The sequence below is a fragment of the Acinetobacter sp. L-24 genome (genome assembly GCF_056857555.1).
In genome coordinates, this window is record NZ_JBSXNI010000044.1 from 442,696 (window position 1) to 463,660 (window position 20,965).

Here is a 20,965-nt window from a genome sequence, read left to right on the forward strand (position 1 = left end):
TTTTCATTAAATCAATAAAAGGAACATGCTATGAGCGAGGCATATATTATTGACGCCATTCGTACGCCACGCGGAAAAGGCAAAAAAGATGGATCTTTACATCAAGTAAAACCCATTTCATTACTGACTGGTTTACTCAATGAACTGAAAGACCGTCACGGACTGGACACCTCAAAAGTCGATGATATTGTGCTGGGTTGTGTCACCCCGATTGGTGATCAGGGGGCCGATATTGCCAAGACCGCTGCCATTGCTGCGGGTTGGGACAATGATGTCGCTGGCGTGCAAATCAACCGTTTCTGCGCTTCCGGACTCGAAGCTGTCAATCTGGCCGCACAAAAAGTCCGTTCTGGCTGGGAAGATCTGGTCGTTGCAGGCGGCGTCGAATCCATGTCCCGCGTAGCGATGGGTTCTGATGGCGGCCCTTGGGCGCTTGACCCTGAGACCAATATGGCCTGTGATTTTATTCCGCAAGGTATCGGTGCAGATTTAATTGCCACGATTGACGGTTATACGCGTTCTGATGTAGATCAATTTGCCGAACAATCACAACAGAAAGCAGCTGCCGCTCAAGCCAATGGTTATTTCAACGCCTCTGTTATCCCGGTAAAAGACAAAGCTGGTGTGGTGATTCTGGACAAAGATGAATTTATCAAACCGACAACGACCGCAGAAGGCCTGGGCAAACTCAATCCAAGTTTCGCCACTATGGGGCAAATGGGCTTTGATGCAATTGCCCTGCAAAAATATCCTGAAGTGGGTGCTGTCAATCATGTGCATCATGCAGGGAATTCTTCAGGCATTGTCGATGGTGCGGCTGTGGTTTTGATCGCATCGGAACAAGCAGTAAAAGAACAAGGTCTGAAGCCACGTGCCAAAGTACTGGCGACGGCACTGGTCGGTGCAGATCCGACCATTATGCTGACCGGCCCTGCCCCGGCTGCTCGTAAGGCCTTGGCGAAAGCCGGTTTAACAATTGATGATATTGACCTGTTTGAAGTCAATGAAGCTTTTGCTGCCGTGGTGATGCGCTTTATCAATGAAATGAAGGTTGATCCTGCCAAGGTGAATGTCAACGGCGGTGCAATTGCCATGGGACATCCACTCGGTGCGACTGGTGCGATGATTTTAGGGACGTTATTGGACGAGTTAGAACGCCAAGGCAAAAAGCGGGGTCTGGCTACACTTTGCGTAGGTGGCGGTATGGGCATCGCAACCATTATTGAACTGGTTTAAGGAGAAAAACAATGAGCGCAATTCAGTTTGAAAAAAATGCCGACAATATTGTTATTTTAACTTTTGATTCTCCAAACCAGTCTGCCAATACCATGAATGCAGATTTTCGTGCTGCCTTGGCTGAAACTGTAGAAAAACTTAAAGCCGATGAAAACATTAGCGGTATCATTTTCCGGTCTGCGAAAAAAACCTTCTTTGCTGGCGGCGATCTGGATGAACTGATTCAAGCCACGCCTGAGCATGCGACTGAATTCTTCAACATGATTGAAGAGATGAAAGCACAAATGCGCTATATCGAAACTCGCGGTATTCCTGTCGTTGCTGCACTGAATGGTACGGCGCTCGGCGGTGGCTGGGAAATTGCCCTGTGTGCCCATCATCGTATTGCCCTGAATGACCCTAAAAGCAAATTTGGCCTGCCTGAAGTCACACTGGGTTTATTACCAGGTGGCGGTGGTATCGTCCGTAGCATCCGCCTGCTCGGTCTGCAAAATGCCCTTCCTTTATTAATGGAAGGCAAACAGTTTGGAGTCGATAAAGCTAAATCTTTAGGGCTGATTCATGAGGTCGCAGACAGTACCGATGAACTGTTGAAAAAGGCCATTGCCTGGATCAAAGCCAATCCAAAATCTCAGCAGCCATTCGATGTAAAAGGCTATAAAATTCCGGGTGGTAGCCCTTCGACACCAGCAGTTGCCCAGATGCTGGCAATTGCTCCGGCGATGCTACGCGATAAAACCAAAGGCTGCTACCCTGCACCTGAAGCGATCATGTCGGCTGCGGTAGAAGGTGCACAGGTCGATGTCGATACAGCCCTGACCATTGAATCGCGTTACTTTACTTATCTGGCGACCGGTCAAATTTCTAAAAATATGATTGGCACCTTCTGGCATGGTCTGAATGCAATCAAATCCGGTGCCAGTCGCCCTCAAGGTCTTGAAAGGTGGAAAGCCACTAAAGTCGGTATTTTAGGTGCGGGCATGATGGGTGCTGGGATCGCCTATGCCACTGCCAGCAAAGGCATTCCAGTGGTGCTAAAAGACATTTCAATCGAAGCGGCTGAAAAAGGCAAAGCCTATAGCCAGAAACTGCTGGATAAAAAAGTCGCTCAAGGGCGTTTATCAGCCGAGAAACGAGATCAGTTTTTAAGCCTGATTCAAACAACCGCATCTAGTGCAGATCTAGCGAGTTGTGACCTGATCATTGAAGCCGTCTTTGAAAATCCCGCGCTCAAGGCTCAAGTCACGCAAGAGGCAGAGCAATATCTTATCAGCAACGGGGTGATGGCTTCGAATACCTCGACCCTGCCGATCACAGAATTAGCCCAGGCTTCAAAAAATGATCAGAACTTTATCGGCCTGCATTTCTTCAGTCCGGTCGATAAAATGCAGCTAGTCGAAATTATCAAAGGTAAAAATACCTCGGCAGAAACGCTGGCCAAAGCTTTCGATTTCGTGCAGCAGATTGGCAAATTACCGATTGTGGTGAATGACAGCCGTGGCTTCTTTACCAGCCGCGTGTTTGGCACCTTTGTACAGGAAGGCTTGCGTCTGCTAGCAGAAGGCGTACATCCGGCACGAATTGAAATGGCAGCTCTCAAAGCCGGTATGCCGGTAGGCCCGTTGGCGATTCAGGATGAAGTGTCCTTGACCCTGTCTGAACATGTGGCCAATGAAAGATACAAAGCTTTAGGAGCACAAGGTCAGACCATCACTAAATCACCTGCGGATGACGTGATTCACAGCATGATTCACGAATTTAACCGTAAAGGTAAGGCCGCAGGCGCAGGTTTTTATGATTATCCGGCCGATGCCAAAAAGCAGCTCTGGTCTGGTCTCAGCCACTGGAAAAAAGACAACGATATTTCTGAACAGGAAATGATTGACCGCTTCCTGTTTGTACAGGCACTGGATACGGTTCGCTGTCTAGAAGAAGGTGTTTTGGAATCTGTCGTTGATGCCAATGTCGGTTCCATTTTTGGTATTGGCTTTGCCGCCTGGACGGGCGGTGCAGTACAATTCCTGAATCAGTATGGTTTAGCCAAAGCCGTGACCCGTGCCAAAGTACTTGAAAATAAATATGGCGAACGCTTCAAAGCCCCACAACTCCTCAAAGATCGCGCAGCACACGCCCAGCCGATTCAATAACTTAGGCACTTAAATAAAAGAGGAACGTGTTTCCTCTTTTTTATCTTCTGGATTTGCTTAATGCACTGGATAGACTCATCTGATGACAGATTTCGATCTGCTTTTTGATCAATTTATGTTATAAAGTTACATAAGTTTGATATCCACGTGGGTAAGACCTATGACTGATCACAGTTCACCTGAAAAATCTCCTTGGGGCTGGAAAGCACTTATCATCTTCTGTATTTTAGGTGGATTATTCATGCTTATTTTTTGGCTCGCGATAAGTAATGAACCGGATTACATGCCAAGCCAGCAAAATAAACAAACTACCCAGCAACACGCTTTTAAAAATGCACCGACGATGTCTCCAGAAGCCATTGCCAAAGCGCAAGCAGATCGTGAATCACGTGAAGCTGCCAATACTGCTCATCCAGGTACGACAGCCGCTGAACACAATATGTCAGCTGAAGAACATGCCAATATGGATAATGCCGAGCACAGCTCAAATGCAGCACATGGCCACTGATCCAGATTCAGTCTATGCATAAAAAAGCGAGGTCAATGCCTCGCTTTTTTGTATTTGAAGGGCTGAAAATTAAAGTTTTAAATACATATCAATATGCGGAATACCACAATCCAGATATTCCTCACCTTGAGCTTCAAATCCCAGCGCTTGATAGAAGCCAATGGCATGCACTTGCGAAGATAGCTTGACCAACTCACGCTGCTCTGCACGCGCATAGTCAATCACGGCCTGCATCAAGCGCTGACCAACACCTAAACCGCGTGTTGTTGCTAGGACTGCAACCCGACCGATACTGTTATTTGACAATAAGCGTGCTGTAGCAATCGCCTGATCCTGCTGAAAAACAATGAAATGTACAGCAACCACATCCTCAGCATCCCACTCATCTTCAGCTGCTATATGCTGTTCTTGAATAAATACGGCTTCACGAATCGCTTTGGCATACACTGCCAAAGCTTTCCAGCTGCCGGACACTATTTTCAGTTCTGGGTTGTTTAGCATTTAGAACCAATTCCCTGCTGATCCCACTGGTCATTGAGCAACAATTCCAGTGAATGTTTCTGGATACCATACATCTCTTTTAAGGCCTGAATTTGTGCCAGAACCGCCTGATCAGGTTGTTGATAGTCTTTACGTTTTGTCGCCAGAATCATTTTATTTTTACTGGTATGTTCCAGCGCCACAAATTCAAAAACTTTGGTTTCATAACCATAAGCTTTGAGCAGTAAAGCACGAATGGTATCGGTCAACATTTCTGCCTGCTGTCCGGCATGAATACCAAACTGTAACATCGGGCTGAGGACTTTTGGCGCCTGCAACTGCGGACGCAATTCCTTATGACAACACGGTGCACACATGATCATCTGTGCATTCAGGCGAATCCCGCTATGAATCGCAAAATCTGTTGCTACATCACAGGCATGTAAGGCAATCATCACATCCAGACGTTCTGGCGCATAAGTACGCACATCCCCCTGGAAAAAGTCCAGCTGATCAAAACCAGATTGCTGCGCGACATTCTGGCAGAATTCAACCATTTTCGGATTAAGCTCTACCCCGGTAACATACGGCGTTTGACCATGTTTTTGTATATAGTCATATAAAGCACAAGTCAGATAGCCCTTACCCGAACCAAAATCCACCACGCGCAGGCCTTCAGCCTGTGGCTTAATCTGTGCCAATGCACCTGAGAAGATTTCTACAAACTTATTAATCTGCTTCCATTTACGCGCCATGCTCGGAATGATTTGCGCTTTTTGATCGGTAATACCGAGATATTGGAGAAAGATGCTGTCCTGATCGACATAACGTTGTTTAATCCGGTCATGGCCTTGTTCAGCAGGCTTCACCTGATTCATCGTGGCTTTATGTTTGCTACGCGTTAACATAGCTTTTTTCTTGTTTTTTTTCAGCTGTAATTCTTCATCTACTGTCATCAGATTGGCCTGTTTGCAACACGCCAGTAGTGAAGTAACCTGGAATAATGCTTCATCTAAAGGATAATTTTTCGTGACATCCTGCGTCTTGTAACGATATAGACAGCTCAATACGCGCTGTTCATTTAATGTAATGACTCGCAAGGTCATTTTCTCTAAATCCTGCAGTTCACCTTTATACTGGCTTAAGATCAGGCGATCGAATTGATTCCTTTCAACAGCTTGCTGAAAGGTATCCAAGAATTGCTGTTCCTGATCTGAGAGAGTTGCCAACGTTGACATAGATAAAACCTGAAATGAATTGCGCATCAAGTTTAAATCTTCTTAACCTAAAAGCAAAATTGAATTACTATACAAGTGTATATTTGAAAAAGAATGACAATCATGCAGAATGCTCCACTGGTTCCAGATTATGATCAAAATGAGGAACGGATTAACTATATTAGTCATGGTGTAGGTGCCGGGCTGTCCATTATTGCCGGTATTCTTTTGATTATTAAAGGGTCTTACCTGAGTACTGGACAATGGATTGGTCTTTGGGTTTATGCACTGAGCATGATTCTGTTATTTTCTGCTTCCATGCTTTACCACATGGCCACTGCAGCAGACCGTCGTTATTTTTATAAAAAAATCGATCATACTGCGATTTATTATTTAATCGCCGGAACTTATACCCCTTTCCTATCGATTGCCATTCCGACCGCCAAAGCCCAGTATTTATTGATTGCACTGTGGGTGATTGCCCTTCTTGGTACACTTTTCAAGTTCGTTTTCATTCATCGTTTCCAGAAACTTTCTTTAGCGGCTTATCTGGCCATGGGCTGGCTGGCGCTGCTGGTGATTGATGATATGCAGCAATATTTAAGTGTTCAATCTTTAACCTTTCTCATCATTGGTGGACTCGCTTATACCGTGGGTGCATTGTTTTACGCTTTAAAAAGAGTAAGATATACCCACGCTATCTGGCACATATTTGTATTGATAGGCGCAGGATCACATTTTCTGTCTATCTATCTTTACGTGATTTAATCATCTCCTTTTTCATTTCAGTGACCCTGAGCGAGTTGAAGCGAGAAGATTGCAGTTGTTTTTTTAAAAAATTACGCCTTTTTTAAAAAGATTACGCTTTTAAAACTAAGTTTTTTTATTTTTAGTAAGTGTAAGGTTTTCCATGGCGTCGTCTAATTCTGCTGCTCAGCCAGCACAAAATTCAAAATTTCGCGTTTTAACAGCAAGCTTGGTAGGCACTACAATCGAATTCTTCGATTTTTATATTTATGCCACCGCTGCTGTCATTATTTTTCCGTATCTGTTTTTCCCTACCAGTACAGATCCGATGACCGCAACCATTCAGTCTCTTGCGACTTTTGCCATTGCATTTATTGCCCGTCCGATTGGTGCAGCATTATTTGGTCATTTAGGTGACCGGATCGGACGAAAAGCCACCTTGGTTGCAGCTTTGCTGACTATGGGGATTTCAACCGTTGCGATTGGTCTATTGCCAACTTATGCGCAAATCGGAATTGCTGCGCCACTGTTACTTGCACTGTGCCGTTTAGGTCAGGGCTTGGGTCTGGGTGGTGAATGGTCAGGTGCGGTACTTCTTGCAACTGAAAATGCCCCGGAAGGCAAACGTGCCTGGTATGGCATGTTCCCGCAACTGGGTGCTCCGATCGGCTTTATTCTGGCAACAGGTTCTTTCCTGACGCTTGGCGCTTTCATGTCTGAAGCTGACTTTATGGCTTGGGGCTGGCGTATTCCGTTTATCTCAAGTGCCTTGTTGGTAATTGTCGGTTTATGGATCCGTTTAAAACTGCATGAAACGCCTGCTTTCCAGAAAGTGCTGGATAAACAAAAAGAAGTAAATGTTCCTTTTGTTCAAGTGTTCAAAAAGCACTCTCGTATGCTAGTTCTGGGTACGATTGCTGCAATCTGTACATTTGTTGTGTTCTACCTTACTACGGTATTTGCATTGCAATGGGGAACCAAACAACTCGGTTATTCCCGTGAAGAATTCCTGCAATTGCAGTTAGTTGCAACCCTGTGTTTTGCTGCATTCATCCCGCTTTCAGCAGTATTGGCAGAGAAATTTGGCCGTAAGACTACTTCCATTGCGGTATGTGTCATTTCTGCGATCTTCGGTATCTTCTTTGCAGATATGCTTGAATCTGGCAGCACCTTGGTGGTGTTCCTGTTCTTGTGTATTGGTCTGGCGATTATGGGCTTAACTTATGGGCCAATCGGTACTGTATTGTCTGAAATCTTCCCGACTTCAGTACGTTACACGGGTTCTGCATTGACCTTTAACTTGGCAGGCATTTTCGGCGCATCATTTGCACCGTTAATCGCAACCAAGCTGGCAACAGCCTATGGTTTATCTGCAGTCGGTTATTATCTGACCGCAGCATCTATCCTGTCACTTGTCGCGTTTTTGCTGATTCGTGAAACCAAGAATGATGATGTAAATAATCAGATCTAAGATTTTAGATTGATTCAAAAGCCAGCACTTGATGCTGGCTTTTTTTATGATTTCACAACAAAACTCGGCTACTTATCTCGTTAAATTTGCTCAACAATCAAATGAACTCAATTCAAAAAATGAGGCAAGGCCATGCAGGATCTTATTGAATACCTATCGCAGGAGCAGTTGGTCAATATCATTATTTTGCTGGAAGATGATAAAAAATTAGAAGCTGTTCGCTATATCACCGAGAATACGCCCTTGGATGAAGCTCAGGCACTGCAAGTGATTGATGAAATTGTGCGGGAACATGATGTGGTCATGAAGCATGAAAGTACCGGTCCACGCTTTAGTGATGATGCCGCTGATATCGACCTGGTGACACCACCACTGGAAATCCCCACCCATCCTAGTTTGAGCACATCCACAGAAGCTGAAATTACTGCACAGCAATTACGTGAAAATGTGCCAACCCGAAAAATCGAAAAGAAAATTTGGATGATGGCGGCCGTCGCGGTGGTGTTATTGATTCTGGTCTGGATCATCAGTTAACGCGGTACAGCACGTCGACTGAATTTAAATCAGTTCAATAATATCAATGGTAGGCGGCACCCGGAAACGGAAAGGCACGCCGACCAAGCCGGTACCGACAGTAACGAACACATCTGCATGTTCATGGCGGTACATGCCCTTTTTATGTCCCAAAATTGAAACCTTTTTCATGACGTAATTAGTTAGCCAAGGCAGCTCTACCTGTCCGCCATGAGTATGCCCGGACAGCATCAGAGGGCGCGTCGGCAGTTTGGGAATCATATCGACCGTATCCGGGTTATGCGAAAGAATGACCCAAGGCTTGTCCTGAGGCAAGTCTGGCAAACTGCGCATATCGGCTTTTCCAGCCCAGAGATCACCCACGCCCAAAAGTCGGAATTCATCAAATTCGACAATTTGACCTTCGATATCCATGACCTGATTGACTTGCAGTGCATAGTGCAACAGTTCGCGAATCGGCGGTCCGGGATATTGCTCGTCATGGTTACCATTGACTGAATAGACCGGAGCGTGAATCTCTTTTAAAACTGCCAATTCCTGTGCCAGTTTATTTTCTGGCTCGTAAGTCCAGTCGCCAGCAACCACCACCAAATCAGGTTGAATATGATTTAATTTGTGTACAATTTGTCGCAACTGACGCTCATGACCCGAAAACAGACCGATATGCAAATCTGCAATCAGGGCGATTTTCACCGGCTGCTTTAAACGTTTATCTGCATTGATCTGATATTGTGTCGTTTTCACTTGAATTAAATGCGGCTCGATAAAGCGTGCATAAGTCAAAACCCCACTGAGCAAAAATACAAAAATGGCTTCATGCAGCGAATAATACCCCGTCCATCCAGCATAAATACTGAAGAAAACCAAAGGGATTAATAAATAGGCAAGATAAAACGCCAGCAAATGACCAAAAGCTTTAAAGGGATGAATGGTTTCGGTACGTGATTGGCTCGACCATGCCTGAGCCACAGCCCAGATGACTAAAATCGCCATTCCCAAGTAAAAATAAAACAGTACGGAATTCGAATCCCACATAAATTGGCCTTATTCAGTCGAGCAGCAGATTACTGGCTTTATATTTATCTTTTCATAGCTGGCAATTATACTCAATTCTAATTTTTCATTCTTCGACTTATATGGCCACTGCTCCCCGCGATCAAGTTCATCTTCAATCCTCAGGTTTTATGCGCACTCATCGCTATAAAGCCGGCATTTTACTGAGCTGTAGCCTGGTACTGGGTCTGCCTGCATGTAGCACCTTACCCAAGCAAACCGAACAGCCAAGCCAGATGGCATTTGAAACGGATACATCGCAAACCAGCCTGGCACAAATTGTTGAACCTTTACGTGATCAGAACATCGGGTTGACTGGTTATCGCGTGCTGTATGATCCGCTTGAAGCACTGGCTGCGCGGATTCAGCTGATTAATAAAGCGGAACGTAGTCTGGATCTGCAATATTACATCTGGGATAACGACCGGATCGGTTCCCTCGCCCTGCATGCGATTATTCAGGCAGCAGATCGTGGCGTAAAAGTGCGCCTGCTGATGGATGACAATAATGCCAAGAAAATGGAAGGGATTTATCTGGCCTTAAACCAGCATCAAAATATCGATGTCAAACTGTATAATCCCTATCGCTTTCGTAAATACCGCGCCATGGACATGGTGCTGGATTTAAAGCGCATTAACCGCCGCATGCACAATAAAAGCTTTATTGCCGATAACCAGATTGCCTTGATTGGCGGGCGCAATATGAGTAACCAGTATTATAATGTCAGTGAAAGCTATCAGTTCTCTGATGTCGATGTGATGCTGGTCGGTGCGGCATCGGATGAAATCATTCATTCCTTCGATGAATACTGGAATGATGATTATGCCTATCCGGTGCAAGAGGTTGTGAATCCACGGCATCATGCTTTACGTTTTCCAAGCTTAAAACAACAGCTAGAAACCCATAGTCAGGATCCAGCGACTCAAAATTATCTGGATCTGGCTAATCGTTCCAGAGCCTTTGACCAATGGCTGGAACAAAACATTCAGCTGGATTGGGTTGAAGCCGAAGTAGTCAAAGATCCACCGAGCAAAATCAAGGCCAAAGCCAAAACCGAAGAACATCTCAATTTCCAGTTATTACAGCGTCTGGAAAAACCTGAACAAAGTGTCGATATTGTCTCTGCCTATTTTGTTCCGGAAAAAATTGGTGCAGACCGTTTAAAGAAACTGGCGAATGAGAATATCAAGGTTCGCGTCCTGACCAACTCTTTTAAGGCCAACGACGTTGCTGTGGTGCATGCCTTTTATGCCAAATATCGTCAGGATCTATTGGAAAATGGGGTGCAGCTGTATGAGTTCTTGGCAGCGCCAGAAGCTAATCACCTAAATGCCAATACTGAGGAAATTTCGAAAAAAGCTAAAGTCAGCCTGAAAGGACTGAGCCGTTCCAGCCTGCATGCCAAACTGATGGCACTGGATCAAAAACAGGTGTTTATTGGTTCTTTTAACTTTGATCCGCGTTCAGCCTATTTGAATACTGAAATTGGCGTGTTGCTGAACAGTCCGTCTTTGGCACGTGCAGTACACGACACCATGGACAAAAATTTAAGCAAATATGCGTATAAACTGGTGCTGGATGCGAATCAGAACATTAACTGGAAAATCAAGAAAGCCAATGGTGACGTTCAAACGTTTACCAAAGAACCAAAAATGAAATGGTATCAGAAAGCTGGACTTAAACTGGTGTCGTGGCTGCCTATTGAAGGCTTTATGTAAGTTTGATTCTTTGAACAAAAACCATAAAAAAGCCTCTTATTGAGGCTTTTTTAATACCCGTGACTGAAGTTCAACTAGGCCAGTCTGCATTTTTTCCTGGACCACACGGGTAAGGCTTTCAACCGTATGCCCTTCCGTGGCAATTGCAGGTAAAGCCACTAAATGTGCAATGACTTGCGGCATTTCCAGTACTTTTTTGACATGGGCAGCAAAACTGATGTCATTGACAAACGGCGCAACCATATCCAGTTCACCCTGCTGATTCACATAACAAATCAGACAGATTTGTACAGGACGCTGCGCTTCAATCGCGGCGCCTAAAATCCGGCCGTGCACTTTTTTGATGGCTCGCCCATCAGAAGTCGTCGCTTCAGGAAAGAACAGCACCGGAATATTCTGTTTCAGGAAACCGGTAATTTGTTCACGAATCCTGACGGAATCTCCTGAACCACGTTTAATAAATAAGGTGCCACCACCCTTGGCCAATTTGCCTAGAATTGGCCAGTTCTCAATTTCTGCTTTCGCCAGAAAAAATACGCGTGCCCCTGAACCCAGAACTGCAATATCGAGCCAGGACACATGGTTACTGACCCATAAGGCGGGTTCACGCGGAATCTCGCCATGTACCCGCACTTCGATATTGAATACTTTGCATAACTGGCGGCAAAAATGTTGCACATAGCGAGTATTAGTCGGGTTATTCGGATTTTTATATAAGCCATGACGAAAAACCAAATAGAACCCCTCACTGATGGTGGCCAATGAGGCGGTAATTTTCCGGCTATACAGAAAAAACTTGGCCAAGCCTTCGATATCTGGAGTCTGGTTTTGTACAGTTGAGTTCATAAAAACGTCATTAAATCCTAAGCGAGATACAGGGAATATCCACGAATTAAACTCATTCTATACTGTTCATTCGCAACTTGCATTGATAATAAAAATCGACCAATAGCATCTATATCTTCAATTTTAATTGGATTAAAAAATCATTCAAAATAAAACTATCGAAATATTAGATTGAAAAGGATCGTAGCCATGCCAGATCAAACCCAGCCCGCGAACGACACACCTCCGCCTTTACAAGTGCTCAAATATATTTTGGGCGGCACCTTCATCTATGCCGTGGTACTGGTAACACTTGCACAACTGTTTATCAGCGCACTTTAAACCAAAGCCGCGCTAATTCGGTATCTGCTCAGCCCTTTTTCAACTACACTAAAGTTTTCAAGTGGAGATTGGCCTGAGTGGAATATTTACAACAACATCGAGGGAAAGAGCGCGTCATTCTGGTGAGTGTCAGCGTACAAATGCTGGATGACCTTGATGCTGAAGAGTTTCGTTTGCTGGCACAGTCTGCAGATGCCGAAATTCTGGAACATATTCATGCTCAGCGGGTTAAACCTGATGCCAAATTTTTTATCGGCTCCGGCAAGGCAGAAGAAATTGCCGAACGTGTAAAAGAACTAGATGCCAATCTGGTCATTTTTGATCATGCCTTAACCCCTGCTCAAGCCCGGAACCTGGAACAGGTAATCAAATGCCGCGTGGTAGATCGTACCGAACTGATTCTGGATATTTTTGCCCAGCGTGCACGTACCTACGAAGGCAAGCTGCAAGTTGAACTGGCACAATTACAGCATTTATCTTCGCGCTTGATTCGTAGTCGTGGCAATCTCGATAGCCAGAAAGGCGGGATCGGTTTGCGTGGTCCGGGTGAAACCCTGCTGGAAACAGATCGGCGCTTGCTACGTATCCGTATGGGGCAACTCAAGGCACGTATTGATAAAGTCCGCCAAACCCGGATGCAAGGCCGTGTTGCCCGTCAAAAAGCAGCTGTTCCAACAGTATCTTTAGTCGGTTATACCAATGCCGGCAAGTCGACCCTGTTTAACTTACTCGCCAACAGCGATGTTTATGCAGCCGATCAGCTGTTTGCCACTTTGGACCCAACCTTACGGCGTCTGGAATGGGATGGAATCGGCAATCTGGTACTGGCCGATACGGTAGGTTTTGTCCGTAATCTTTCCCATTCACTGGTAGAATCCTTTAAGGCAACGCTGGAAGAAACCGTTGAAGCCACACTGTTACTGCATGTGATTGATTCAAGTAGCCCAGAGATGCTGGAACAGATTGAAGCCGTTGACAAAGTGCTGAAAGAAATTGGGGCCGATGTTCCCATCCTTCAGGTCTACAATAAAATTGACTGTAGCGGTGAAGAAGCCAAAATTATTTATCGACGCCCGGGCGAACCGGAACGGGTCTATGTCTCGGCACATAGTGGCGAAGGTATCGACCTGCTGCGTAAAGCGGTACATGAGTCCTTGATGGGGCAACTACAGTCCTTCGATTTAATCCTGAAACCTGCCTACGGCAAGCTGCGTAACCAGCTCTATGGTCTGAATGTGATTCAGTCTGAACATTATGATGATGAAGGCCAACTGCATCTGCACATTCGAATTGCGCCACAAAAACTGGAACAATTGATTAAACAGGCGCATTTACCCTTGGATGAAATTCTGGGCAAACAGGCGCAGCAGTTTCAACGTCCACTGGAAGCGTTTGAAATCCAGTCAAAGATCGAGTAAAACTTGATAAGTAAACTTATTAATATTAATGATTATAGCAATGAACTGGATAAAACGAATAGATTGGCCAGCATGGATCGGCACCCTGTTACTTATTATTGTCTTTCGGGAAGCTTCGGTTTGGTTAATGACCCAACTGAATCATCCTGAATTAGGCAATCTGGTCGGGTTATTGAGCCTTTTAATTGCGCTGTTTACCTGGCGCTACTTTGGCAAACTCCCCGCTCGCCTCGTGGATACCAATAACAAATTAATGAAGGAAAGTGCCTTTGCTTTCCTGCCTGTCAGTGCAGGTGCACTGATGATGCTGGTACATATGGGCCAGAAAATTCCGGCCTTTCTGTTCATCATGTTTTTCAGCACCCTGATTCCTTTATGGATTTACGCCAAAATGGCCAAGCGCTGGTTATAGGAGTTCCGCATGTTATCTATTTTGTATGGCTTTGCGGTTACGCTCAGCGCCTATCTGATTGCCAAACCCTGTAACCGGTTCATACCGCAAATTCCCGTCATCGTGTTCAGCATGTTCTTTGTACTGGTGATTTTATTTGTGCTGGGCATTCCCTATGAAAATTACATGGATGAAGTTAATCCGCTTTTCAACCATTTACTCGGCTATGTGACCGTCGCCCTGGCGATCCCTCTGGCCGCGATGCGCTACGATGACTTGCCGCTCAAAGCCATTATCGGCATTTTGGTTTTTGCCAGTATCAGTGCTGTCGCCTTGCCGATGGGACTGGCTTATCTGCTGCATATGTCCTCTGCAGATATTATGGCGTTTGCTACCCGCGCAGTGACCACTCCAATTGCGATTAATATTGCCACCTTGCTGGATGCACCCATCAGCATGGTCATTCTGATCGTGATTCTTTCTGGCGTGATTGGTGCAGCTTTTTCTCCATTTATTCTGAGACATATTAATGATGAACGTGCCTCCGGATTGGCTTTAGGACTGGCCGCACATGCCATCGGCACAGCTCAGGCCTGGCAGCGCGGCAGTGTTGCAGGTCGTTATGCTGCTTTTGGCATGGCGGTAAATGCGGTCTTTACCGCGATCTGGTTGCCAACTTTTATACTTTATTTGCAAAAAATGTGACTAGTGAATCAAATTATTCATTTGTTTTATAGGGTAATCGTTCTTACTATAGAGTAAGAACACTAATCTCACCTAGGAACAGATATATGAAAAAGGTTCAATTCTTTTCAACTTTACTTTTAGCCTCTTTCAGCCATCTGGCTTTGGCCTCTGACCTTTCAGGGACATGGAGAAATATTGACGACAAAACTGGTTCACCTAAAGCATTCCTCGAAATTCGTGAGACGGCTTCCGGCGTCTATGCTGCCAAGATCACAAAAATCACCCCGCGTCCTGGATATACCCCGAAAGAAAACTGTGTGTCCTGTCCTGCACCTTATACCAATAAACCTATTCTCGGCCTGGATGTGCTCACTGGCTTAAAGCACGTCGGCAATAACAGTTTTGCTCAAGGCAAGCTGCTTGATCCATTATCAGGGAATCTTTATAACACCAAGGCAAAATTAAGTGCCAATGGGAAACGTCTTATTCTACGTGGTTATATCGGGGTATCAGCCCTTGGCCGTAGTCAAACCTGGATTAAGCAGGATTAATTCCTGCTTAATTAAAAAAATGTGATGGAGTTATGCTTTAGTAGATAGAAGCTTGCATTTTAATGCATTAAGTTGTATGAATATTAAACATATGCTTTTTTCATGCAATATAGATTATGAAAGTGTATTAACGTAGTTTGCATCATCGTTCACCACATGGAATTAGGTGAATGTTCATAAAAAAATAAGGATAAGGATATCGCATGTATAAAATCGCAATTTTAACTGTTTTTTCAGCTTCTTTATTCACAGGCTCTATGGCTTTTGCTCAGGAGTTATCTGGTCTCTGGCAACAGATTGATGATAAAACTGGTTCACCTAAAGCATTGATTGAAATGAAAACTCAGGCTGATGGCTCGTATACCGGAACGATTACTAAAGTCACACCTCGCCCAGGTTATACACCACGAGAAAAATGTGTCAAATGTCCATCACCTTATACCGATAAACCGATTTTGGGATTAGACGTTATTAAAGGACTGAAACCCACCACCAAAAATAACTATGCACATGGCCGGGTACTCGATCCACTCACCGGCAAAATTTATGATTTAAAAGGGCGGATTTCTGCCAATGGGAAACGACTGACTTTACGTGGATATATCGGAATATCTGCGATTGGTCGCACACAAACCTGGATTCGCCAGGATTAATAAAAACAGCACTTTTGTGTTGAGGATATTTTATTCATCTATAAAAAAGGAATAAATATAATGAAACAAACTAAATTAGGATTAATGTTCATCGCTGCACTGATGACTGGGACTGCTTATGCGCAGGATCTGACTGGCATCTGGCAGCAAATTGATGATAAAACCGGCTCACCAAAAGCGATTATTGAAATTCGTCAAAATGATAATGGGACTTTTGCTGGAAAAATTATTAAAGTAACTCCACGTCCAGGCTATACCCCACAGAAAACCTGTAGTAAATGTCCTGCACCTTATACCAACCAGCCGATCTTGGGCATGGATGTATTGACTGGCTTAAAACATGTGGAAGGCACCAATAATTATGAGAAAGGTAAAGTGATTGATCCATTAGCAGGTAAAATTTATGATGCTCGAGTGCGTCTGAATGCCAATGGCAAACGTTTAACCTTACGTGGTTATGTCGGTGTGTCCGCTTTAGGCCGTAGCCAGACCTGGATTCGCCAAGATTAACACCTAATTCTCATTATTCGAAAAAGCTGCCAACTTGGCAGCTTTTTTTATAGTGCATCAACTCTATAGTATTCAGATAAGTGTTGACTATTTTAGTAAGATTTCTAACATGAGCGGGCGATGATAAAAATTCTTTGGAATGACTCTCTATGTTTAAAAAAATATTACTTGCCGCGCTTACAGCAGGATGTATGACCAATCTTTGGGCAGACGATATTACCGGGACCTGGCAACAAATTGATGATAAAACGGGAGCGGCTAAAGCGATTATCGTTATTAGCAAAGAAGCAAATAATACCTATTCAGGCAAAATTGTAAAAATCACGCCTCGCCCAGATTATAATCCACGTGAAAAATGCAATAACTGCCCTGCACCTTATACCAATCAGCCTATTTTAGGCATGACCATTTTAAAAGGCCTAAAACTGGTTGAAGGCACCAAGAACTATGACAAAGGTCGTATTATCGACCCATTGGCAGGTAAAATTTATGATGCAAAAATGCGTTTAAACAATACCGGTAAACGTTTAACCTTACGTGCCAGCATTGGCGTTTCAGTTCTAGGCCGTAACCAGACCTGGATTCGAGCAGACTAAATTTTAAAACTAAAAAAGCCACGTAATCACGTGGCTTTTTTAATAGCTTTACTTACATCACCGGATTATCTACTGCAAACATCTGCTGATCTTCTAGGCGGAATGCCATCAGTTGATTGCCCCAGACACAACCGCCATCTACATTCTGAATCTTGTTCGAAATGGTTTTACCGTTCAAAGCGGCCCAGTGACCAAACAGGATCTGATGAGTTTGTGCTGTCTGTGATTCAAACTCAAACCAGGGTCTGAAGCCTTCTGGCATTGGATCATTCAGTGAATCTTTAAAACTATATTCCAGACGTCCCTCAGCGTCAGTTAAACGCATTCGGGTGAGGTAGTTCACGATACAGCGAATACGTTCATGGCCTTGTAGCTGATCCGACCAAAGTGCGGGTTCTTTCCCGAACATTTCTTTCAGGAAATCATCCAGCACATCAAAGTCATCATGAGCCATGATCGCTTCAACTTCTTGGGCCAATTGCGCAGTTTTTTCTGCACTCCAGATATTCGGAATCCCAGCATGCGTCAGAATGGTCTGCTCATTCGGAAATAGACACATTGGCTGTTTTCGCAGCCAGTCAATCAAGTCATCACTGTCGATCGCATCAATCACATCACGGACATTGTCTTTTTCTTTCACCGGTTTGATGCCGCGGGCATAAGCCAGCAAAGTCAAATCATGATTTCCCAAGACCGTCGCAGCCGCACCTTGTTCAGCCAGCTTTTTGATAAACCGCAACGCTGCAATTGAGTTTTCACCACGTGCAACCAAATCTCCAGCAAACCAGATAAAATCTTGTTCTGCATCAAACTGGATTTCTTTAAGCAAAGCTTTCAAGGCCTCAAAACAGCCTTGAACATCACCAATCACATAATTATATCGAGCAGTACGGTTCATCGTAATTTAAGCCACCATTTGATCTGAAAGTGCAACAAACTGTTCAAGGGTCAGGGTTTCTGGACGCGCCATCGGGTCAACACCCGCTTTTTCAAAACCCTCCTCAACCAGCATACCCTTCAAGCTGTTACGCAGAGTTTTACGACGCTGGGTAAATACATGCGATACCAGACGTGCTAGCGCTTTTTCATTCTTCGCCACAATCGGTTTAACTTTATAAGGCTCCAAACGGAACACTGCTGAGGTCACTTTTGGTGGTGGATTAAAAGATCCAGGTGGCACTTCGAACAAGAAAGTCGGTTTACAGAAATATTGAATCATCACCGACAGACGGCCATACTCCTTGGTATTGGGTGATGCGGTAATGCGGTCCACCACTTCTTTTTGCAGCATGAAATGCATGTCTTGCACTTTGTCACCAAATTCCAAGAGATGGAATAATAGTGGCGTTGAAATATTATAGGGCAAGTTACCGACGACACGTAATGGACGATCTTCCTGGAACAATTGAGAATAATCATATCTCAATGCATCGGCTTCAATAATGGTTAAACGTTCAGGATGCGGCACACGACCCGGCAGGCCAGCAGCCAGATCACGATCCAGCTCAAGTACGGTTAAGGCATCACATTCACCAATTAAAGGTGAAGTCAAAGCGGCCAGACCCGGGCCAATTTCCAGAATGTTCTGACCTGGACGCGGATTGACTGAGCGTACAATTTTGGCAATGACACGCTGGTCATGTAAAAAGTTTTGACCAAATCTTTTTCGAGCCTGATGCCCTTCATCTTTTGGGTTTAAGGCATTAATTTGATACATAAAAACATTTCCAACGTGAGTGATGAACAATAATCAGTGGCGCGCCAGATCGAGGGCTAAATCGACAGCAACGTGCAGGCTGGAACTTTTCGCAAGTCCCGTCCCCGCAAGGGAGAGTGCTGTGCCATGATCAACAGAAGTTCGAATAAACGGTAAGCCGAGGGTAATATTAATGGCTTCACCAAAGCCCTGTGATTTTAACACAGGTAAGCCCTGATCGTGATACATCGCCAGAACAGCATCAGCATCTTTTAGGTTTTCTGGAGTAAATAAAGTATCAGCAGGCAGGCTTAAACTCATGTTGATACCTTGGGCACGATAGCTTTCGAGTACCGGATTGATCACTTCAATTTCTTCCATCCCCAAATAACCGCCCTCCCCGGCATGCGGATTTAAACCGCAAACCAGTATATTCGGCTGTTCAATCTTGAATTTGGATTTCAGGTCGTGAATCAGAATATCAATCACCTGATGCAAGCGTTCAGGCGTAATCGCATCTGCCACGGCACGAAGCGGAAGATGGGTAGTGGCCAAGGCCACGCGTAAAGTTTTGGTGGCCAGCATCATGACTACACGTGGAACACCAGCAAATTCCTGGTAATACTCGGTATGACCACTAAAAGAAATGCCCGCTTCATTTATCACGGACTTTTGTACAGGCGCAGTCGCGACGCCGACACTTTTTCCTGACATGGCATAGTCTGCGGATCGACGCAGTTGCTCCAGTACATAAGCCGCATTGTTCGGATTCAGCTCACCCAATACGACGTCTTGCTGCACGGGAACATGCTCTACAAATAGCTGACCGATGCCTGAAGATGACTCCTGTCCTTGATATTCAATCAGCTCAACCGATAATTTGAGTATCTGAGCACGTTGCTCGAACATATGAATATCCGCCAATACCACAATTGGGCGCTCATCAACACGATCTGCAAGACTCAGGCAAATATCAGGACCAATTCCGGCAGGTTCCCCACTGGTGACATATAAAGGCAGCATCATCTTCTCAATTTGGCAAAGCTGAGAAATATTATAACCCGATCACGCCTACGCTGTAGTAATCATTGCAAAGAGTACTTATAAATCAATATTTTGATACCATTGAAACTATGGTTACAAATATAGTTGCAGTTTTTGTAGCATATAAAGGCTTAGGTCTTTCTTTCACCAGGGAGATTAGATAAAATACAGCGCTTGAAATTTTAATTTTCATTTGTGATTCTTCACGTATTCGTTTAGAATCGCGTCTCCTTTAGTTTGGACAGATTCCATAGTCCAAACCAACTATAATAGGTAGTGGTTTAATGAAAACTCTCAGCGCTAAGCCAGCTGAAGTTCAACACGACTGGTACGTTGTTGATGCTTCTGGCAAAACTTTAGGTCGCCTTGCGACTGAAATCGCTCGTCGTTTACGCGGTAAGCATAAAACTTCTTATACTCCTCACGTTGACACTGGCGACTACATCGTTGTTATCAATGCTGAAGAAATCACTGTGACTGGTAAAAAGTCACAAGATAAGAAATACTATCGCCACACTGGTTTCCCTGGTGGTATCCGTGAGACTAACTTTGAAAAGTTAATCGCTCACAAACCAGAAGCAGTTCTAGAAAAAGCTGTTAAAGGTATGTTACCTAAAGGTCCTCTTGGTTATGCAATGATCAAGAAAATGAAAGTGTATGCAGGTACTGAGCATCCACACGCTGCTCAACAGCCACAAGTTTTGGACATCTAAGGGATAACAGCACATGGCTACTAATTATGGTACAGGTCGCCGTAAGACCGCAACTGCACGTGTTTTCCTATCAGCTGGTACTGGTAAACTCGTAATTAACAACCGTACTCTTGAACAGTATTTCGGTCGTGAAACTGCTCGTATGGTTGTTAACCAACCACTTGAGCTTCTTGAAGCTACTGACAAATATGACCTTTACATCACTGTTGCTGGTGGTGGTATTGGTGGTCAAGCAGGCGCTATCCGTCACGGTATTACTCGTGCATTGATCGCTTCTGACGAAACTTTAAAACCTGCTCTTCGTCAAGCTGGTTTCGTTACTCGTGATGCTCGTGAAGTTGAACGTAAGAAACTTGGTTTACGTAAAGCTCGTAAACGTCCTCAGTTCTCTAAACGTTAATTCGTTTACCGAATCGGACAAAAAACCC

24 protein-coding genes are annotated in these 20,965 nt (G+C 44.5%); 17 read left to right on the forward strand and 7 right to left on the reverse strand.

Features of this window, described 5'->3' with window-relative positions; all coding sequences use genetic code 11:
* Nucleotides 1-30: 30 nt before the first annotated feature.
* The 3 genes from AC13CK_RS13710 to AC13CK_RS13720 all read left to right on the forward strand — a co-directional run bounded on the left by AC13CK_RS13710 (nucleotide 31) and on the right by AC13CK_RS13720 (nucleotide 3,891).
* The gene (locus AC13CK_RS13710) at nucleotides 31-1,236 is read left to right on the forward strand and encodes an acetyl-CoA C-acetyltransferase (protein WP_425878628.1); all 1,206 of its coding nucleotides are present in this window, start codon (nucleotides 31-33) and stop codon (nucleotides 1,234-1,236) included.
* 11 nt (nucleotides 1,237-1,247) lie between these two features.
* Entirely contained in the window at nucleotides 1,248-3,383 is a 2,136-nt protein-coding gene (locus AC13CK_RS13715; protein WP_482831262.1) for a 3-hydroxyacyl-CoA dehydrogenase NAD-binding domain-containing protein, read from the forward strand.
* 160 nt (nucleotides 3,384-3,543) lie between these two features.
* Nucleotides 3,544-3,891: a hypothetical protein gene (locus AC13CK_RS13720; RefSeq protein WP_311204701.1), complete on the forward strand. Its 348-nt coding sequence runs from the start codon at nucleotides 3,544-3,546 to the stop codon at nucleotides 3,889-3,891.
* A 69-nt stretch (nucleotides 3,892-3,960) separates the two neighbouring features.
* Here AC13CK_RS13720 and AC13CK_RS13725 read toward each other — a convergent pair whose 3' ends face one another.
* Nucleotides 3,961-4,392, reverse strand: coding sequence for a GNAT family N-acetyltransferase (locus AC13CK_RS13725; protein ID WP_004645950.1), 432 nt, complete (start codon nucleotides 4,390-4,392; stop codon nucleotides 3,961-3,963).
* Nucleotides 4,386-5,609, reverse strand: coding sequence for a class I SAM-dependent methyltransferase (locus AC13CK_RS13730; protein WP_425878623.1), 1,224 nt, complete (start codon nucleotides 5,607-5,609; stop codon nucleotides 4,386-4,388). Before AC13CK_RS13730 ends, AC13CK_RS13725 begins: the two co-directional genes overlap by 7 nt.
* Before the next feature lie 102 nt (nucleotides 5,610-5,711).
* Between AC13CK_RS13730 and trhA the strand changes: the two genes are divergently transcribed.
* From trhA to AC13CK_RS13745, 3 genes are all read left to right on the forward strand, one after another.
* Nucleotides 5,712-6,356 carry a PAQR family membrane homeostasis protein TrhA gene (gene trhA, locus AC13CK_RS13735; RefSeq protein ID WP_216986273.1) on the forward strand — a complete coding sequence of 215 codons (645 nt, stop codon included), beginning with the start codon at nucleotides 5,712-5,714 and terminating at the stop codon, nucleotides 6,354-6,356.
* Nucleotides 6,357-6,498: 142 nt separating this feature from the next.
* Nucleotides 6,499-7,806 (forward strand): MFS transporter, encoded by a 1,308-nt coding sequence (locus tag AC13CK_RS13740; protein WP_004281697.1) that lies wholly within the window; start codon nucleotides 6,499-6,501, stop codon nucleotides 7,804-7,806.
* A gap of 132 nt (nucleotides 7,807-7,938) precedes the next feature.
* Nucleotides 7,939-8,340: a hypothetical protein gene (locus AC13CK_RS13745; protein ID WP_004281696.1), complete on the forward strand. Its 402-nt coding sequence runs from the start codon at nucleotides 7,939-7,941 to the stop codon at nucleotides 8,338-8,340.
* A gap of 24 nt (nucleotides 8,341-8,364) precedes the next feature.
* On the opposite strand, the gene AC13CK_RS13750 is transcribed toward AC13CK_RS13745, so the two are convergent.
* The gene (locus AC13CK_RS13750; RefSeq protein ID WP_425878620.1) at nucleotides 8,365-9,375 is read right to left on the reverse strand and encodes a metallophosphoesterase; all 1,011 of its coding nucleotides are present in this window, start codon (nucleotides 9,373-9,375) and stop codon (nucleotides 8,365-8,367) included.
* A 101-nt stretch (nucleotides 9,376-9,476) separates the two neighbouring features.
* Between AC13CK_RS13750 and AC13CK_RS13755 the strand changes: the two genes are divergently transcribed.
* A complete protein-coding gene (locus AC13CK_RS13755) occupies nucleotides 9,477-11,111 on the forward strand; it encodes a phospholipase D family protein (protein WP_482831263.1) in 1,635 nt (544 codons plus the stop codon).
* A gap of 36 nt (nucleotides 11,112-11,147) precedes the next feature.
* Here the strand turns inward: AC13CK_RS13755 and AC13CK_RS13760 are convergent, their stop codons facing one another.
* Complete coding sequence (locus AC13CK_RS13760) at nucleotides 11,148-11,957, reverse strand: lysophospholipid acyltransferase family protein (protein ID WP_004645956.1); 810 nt, start codon at nucleotides 11,955-11,957, stop codon at nucleotides 11,148-11,150.
* Between the two features lie 189 nt (nucleotides 11,958-12,146).
* Between AC13CK_RS13760 and AC13CK_RS13765 the strand changes: the two genes are divergently transcribed.
* The 8 genes from AC13CK_RS13765 to AC13CK_RS13800 all read left to right on the forward strand — a co-directional run bounded on the left by AC13CK_RS13765 (nucleotide 12,147) and on the right by AC13CK_RS13800 (nucleotide 17,084).
* Nucleotides 12,147-12,278 carry a hypothetical protein gene (locus AC13CK_RS13765; protein ID WP_005104169.1) on the forward strand — a complete coding sequence of 44 codons (132 nt, stop codon included), beginning with the start codon at nucleotides 12,147-12,149 and terminating at the stop codon, nucleotides 12,276-12,278.
* Nucleotides 12,279-12,355: 77 nt separating this feature from the next.
* Nucleotides 12,356-13,696 (forward strand): ribosome rescue GTPase HflX, encoded by a 1,341-nt coding sequence (hflX, locus tag AC13CK_RS13770; protein ID WP_114541061.1) that lies wholly within the window; start codon nucleotides 12,356-12,358, stop codon nucleotides 13,694-13,696.
* Nucleotides 13,697-13,736: 40 nt separating this feature from the next.
* Complete coding sequence (locus AC13CK_RS13775; RefSeq protein ID WP_004281691.1) at nucleotides 13,737-14,108, forward strand: hypothetical protein; 372 nt, start codon at nucleotides 13,737-13,739, stop codon at nucleotides 14,106-14,108.
* Nucleotides 14,109-14,117: 9 nt separating this feature from the next.
* Nucleotides 14,118-14,792: an LrgB family protein gene (locus AC13CK_RS13780; protein ID WP_004281690.1), complete on the forward strand. Its 675-nt coding sequence runs from the start codon at nucleotides 14,118-14,120 to the stop codon at nucleotides 14,790-14,792.
* An 86-nt stretch (nucleotides 14,793-14,878) separates the two neighbouring features.
* Nucleotides 14,879-15,325 (forward strand): DUF2147 domain-containing protein, encoded by a 447-nt coding sequence (locus tag AC13CK_RS13785; RefSeq protein ID WP_005106118.1) that lies wholly within the window; start codon nucleotides 14,879-14,881, stop codon nucleotides 15,323-15,325.
* A 203-nt stretch (nucleotides 15,326-15,528) separates the two neighbouring features.
* Complete coding sequence (locus tag AC13CK_RS13790; protein WP_005248004.1) at nucleotides 15,529-15,978, forward strand: DUF2147 domain-containing protein; 450 nt, start codon at nucleotides 15,529-15,531, stop codon at nucleotides 15,976-15,978.
* Nucleotides 15,979-16,038: 60 nt separating this feature from the next.
* Nucleotides 16,039-16,488, forward strand: coding sequence for a DUF2147 domain-containing protein (locus AC13CK_RS13795; RefSeq protein WP_425878611.1), 450 nt, complete (start codon nucleotides 16,039-16,041; stop codon nucleotides 16,486-16,488).
* Between the two features lie 149 nt (nucleotides 16,489-16,637).
* Nucleotides 16,638-17,084, forward strand: coding sequence for a DUF2147 domain-containing protein (locus AC13CK_RS13800; RefSeq protein WP_004281686.1), 447 nt, complete (start codon nucleotides 16,638-16,640; stop codon nucleotides 17,082-17,084).
* Between the two features lie 52 nt (nucleotides 17,085-17,136).
* Here AC13CK_RS13800 and AC13CK_RS13805 read toward each other — a convergent pair whose 3' ends face one another.
* The 3 genes from AC13CK_RS13805 to pdxA are packed head-to-tail and all read right to left on the reverse strand — an operon-like array spanning nucleotide 17,137 to nucleotide 19,803.
* Complete coding sequence (locus AC13CK_RS13805; RefSeq protein ID WP_310078432.1) at nucleotides 17,137-17,982, reverse strand: symmetrical bis(5'-nucleosyl)-tetraphosphatase; 846 nt, start codon at nucleotides 17,980-17,982, stop codon at nucleotides 17,137-17,139.
* A gap of 6 nt (nucleotides 17,983-17,988) precedes the next feature.
* Nucleotides 17,989-18,801 (reverse strand): 16S rRNA (adenine(1518)-N(6)/adenine(1519)-N(6))-dimethyltransferase RsmA, encoded by an 813-nt coding sequence (gene rsmA, locus AC13CK_RS13810; protein WP_004645966.1) that lies wholly within the window; start codon nucleotides 18,799-18,801, stop codon nucleotides 17,989-17,991.
* Nucleotides 18,802-18,834: 33 nt separating this feature from the next.
* Nucleotides 18,835-19,803, reverse strand: a complete 969-nt coding sequence (gene pdxA / locus AC13CK_RS13815) for a 4-hydroxythreonine-4-phosphate dehydrogenase PdxA (protein ID WP_425878950.1) — start codon at nucleotides 19,801-19,803, stop codon at nucleotides 18,835-18,837.
* A 305-nt stretch (nucleotides 19,804-20,108) separates the two neighbouring features.
* On the opposite strand from pdxA, the gene rplM reads away from it, so the two are divergent.
* Both rplM and rpsI read left to right on the forward strand, forming a co-directional pair.
* Entirely contained in the window at nucleotides 20,109-20,537 is a 429-nt protein-coding gene (rplM, locus tag AC13CK_RS13820) for a 50S ribosomal protein L13 (protein ID WP_004281682.1), read from the forward strand.
* A gap of 13 nt (nucleotides 20,538-20,550) precedes the next feature.
* Nucleotides 20,551-20,937 (forward strand): 30S ribosomal protein S9, encoded by a 387-nt coding sequence (rpsI, locus tag AC13CK_RS13825; RefSeq protein WP_004281681.1) that lies wholly within the window; start codon nucleotides 20,551-20,553, stop codon nucleotides 20,935-20,937.
* Nucleotides 20,938-20,965 lie beyond the last annotated feature (28 nt).

What these genes read in the sequence shown, in the direction of transcription:
- AC13CK_RS13800 (WP_004281686.1), top strand. Translation starts at nt 16,638, where the DNA reads ATGTTTAAAAAAATATTACTTGCCGCGCTTACAGCAGGATGTATGACC.
- AC13CK_RS13755 (WP_482831263.1), top strand. Translation starts at nt 9,477, where the DNA reads ATGGCCACTGCTCCCCGCGATCAAGTTCATCTTCAATCCTCAGGTTTT.
- AC13CK_RS13805 (WP_310078432.1), bottom strand. Translation starts at nt 17,982, where the DNA reads ATGAACCGTACTGCTCGATATAATTATGTGATTGGTGATGTTCAAGGC.
- rplM (WP_004281682.1), top strand. Translation starts at nt 20,109, where the DNA reads ATGAAAACTCTCAGCGCTAAGCCAGCTGAAGTTCAACACGACTGGTAC.
- AC13CK_RS13730 (WP_425878623.1), bottom strand. Translation starts at nt 5,609, where the DNA reads ATGTCAACGTTGGCAACTCTCTCAGATCAGGAACAGCAATTCTTGGAT.
- AC13CK_RS13740 (WP_004281697.1), top strand. Translation starts at nt 6,499, where the DNA reads ATGGCGTCGTCTAATTCTGCTGCTCAGCCAGCACAAAATTCAAAATTT.
- rpsI (WP_004281681.1), top strand. Translation starts at nt 20,551, where the DNA reads ATGGCTACTAATTATGGTACAGGTCGCCGTAAGACCGCAACTGCACGT.
- AC13CK_RS13720 (WP_311204701.1), top strand. Translation starts at nt 3,544, where the DNA reads ATGACTGATCACAGTTCACCTGAAAAATCTCCTTGGGGCTGGAAAGCA.
- AC13CK_RS13745 (WP_004281696.1), top strand. Translation starts at nt 7,939, where the DNA reads ATGCAGGATCTTATTGAATACCTATCGCAGGAGCAGTTGGTCAATATC.
- AC13CK_RS13715 (WP_482831262.1), top strand. Translation starts at nt 1,248, where the DNA reads ATGAGCGCAATTCAGTTTGAAAAAAATGCCGACAATATTGTTATTTTA.
- trhA (WP_216986273.1), top strand. Translation starts at nt 5,712, where the DNA reads ATGCAGAATGCTCCACTGGTTCCAGATTATGATCAAAATGAGGAACGG.
- AC13CK_RS13780 (WP_004281690.1), top strand. Translation starts at nt 14,118, where the DNA reads ATGTTATCTATTTTGTATGGCTTTGCGGTTACGCTCAGCGCCTATCTG.
- AC13CK_RS13760 (WP_004645956.1), bottom strand. Translation starts at nt 11,957, where the DNA reads ATGAACTCAACTGTACAAAACCAGACTCCAGATATCGAAGGCTTGGCC.
- rsmA (WP_004645966.1), bottom strand. Translation starts at nt 18,801, where the DNA reads ATGTATCAAATTAATGCCTTAAACCCAAAAGATGAAGGGCATCAGGCT.
- AC13CK_RS13790 (WP_005248004.1), top strand. Translation starts at nt 15,529, where the DNA reads ATGTATAAAATCGCAATTTTAACTGTTTTTTCAGCTTCTTTATTCACA.
- pdxA (WP_425878950.1), bottom strand. Translation starts at nt 19,803, where the DNA reads ATGCTGCCTTTATATGTCACCAGTGGGGAACCTGCCGGAATTGGTCCT.
- AC13CK_RS13725 (WP_004645950.1), bottom strand. Translation starts at nt 4,392, where the DNA reads ATGCTAAACAACCCAGAACTGAAAATAGTGTCCGGCAGCTGGAAAGCT.
- AC13CK_RS13710 (WP_425878628.1), top strand. Translation starts at nt 31, where the DNA reads ATGAGCGAGGCATATATTATTGACGCCATTCGTACGCCACGCGGAAAA.
- AC13CK_RS13795 (WP_425878611.1), top strand. Translation starts at nt 16,039, where the DNA reads ATGAAACAAACTAAATTAGGATTAATGTTCATCGCTGCACTGATGACT.
- AC13CK_RS13765 (WP_005104169.1), top strand. Translation starts at nt 12,147, where the DNA reads ATGCCAGATCAAACCCAGCCCGCGAACGACACACCTCCGCCTTTACAA.
- AC13CK_RS13785 (WP_005106118.1), top strand. Translation starts at nt 14,879, where the DNA reads ATGAAAAAGGTTCAATTCTTTTCAACTTTACTTTTAGCCTCTTTCAGC.
- AC13CK_RS13750 (WP_425878620.1), bottom strand. Translation starts at nt 9,375, where the DNA reads ATGTGGGATTCGAATTCCGTACTGTTTTATTTTTACTTGGGAATGGCG.
- AC13CK_RS13775 (WP_004281691.1), top strand. Translation starts at nt 13,737, where the DNA reads ATGAACTGGATAAAACGAATAGATTGGCCAGCATGGATCGGCACCCTG.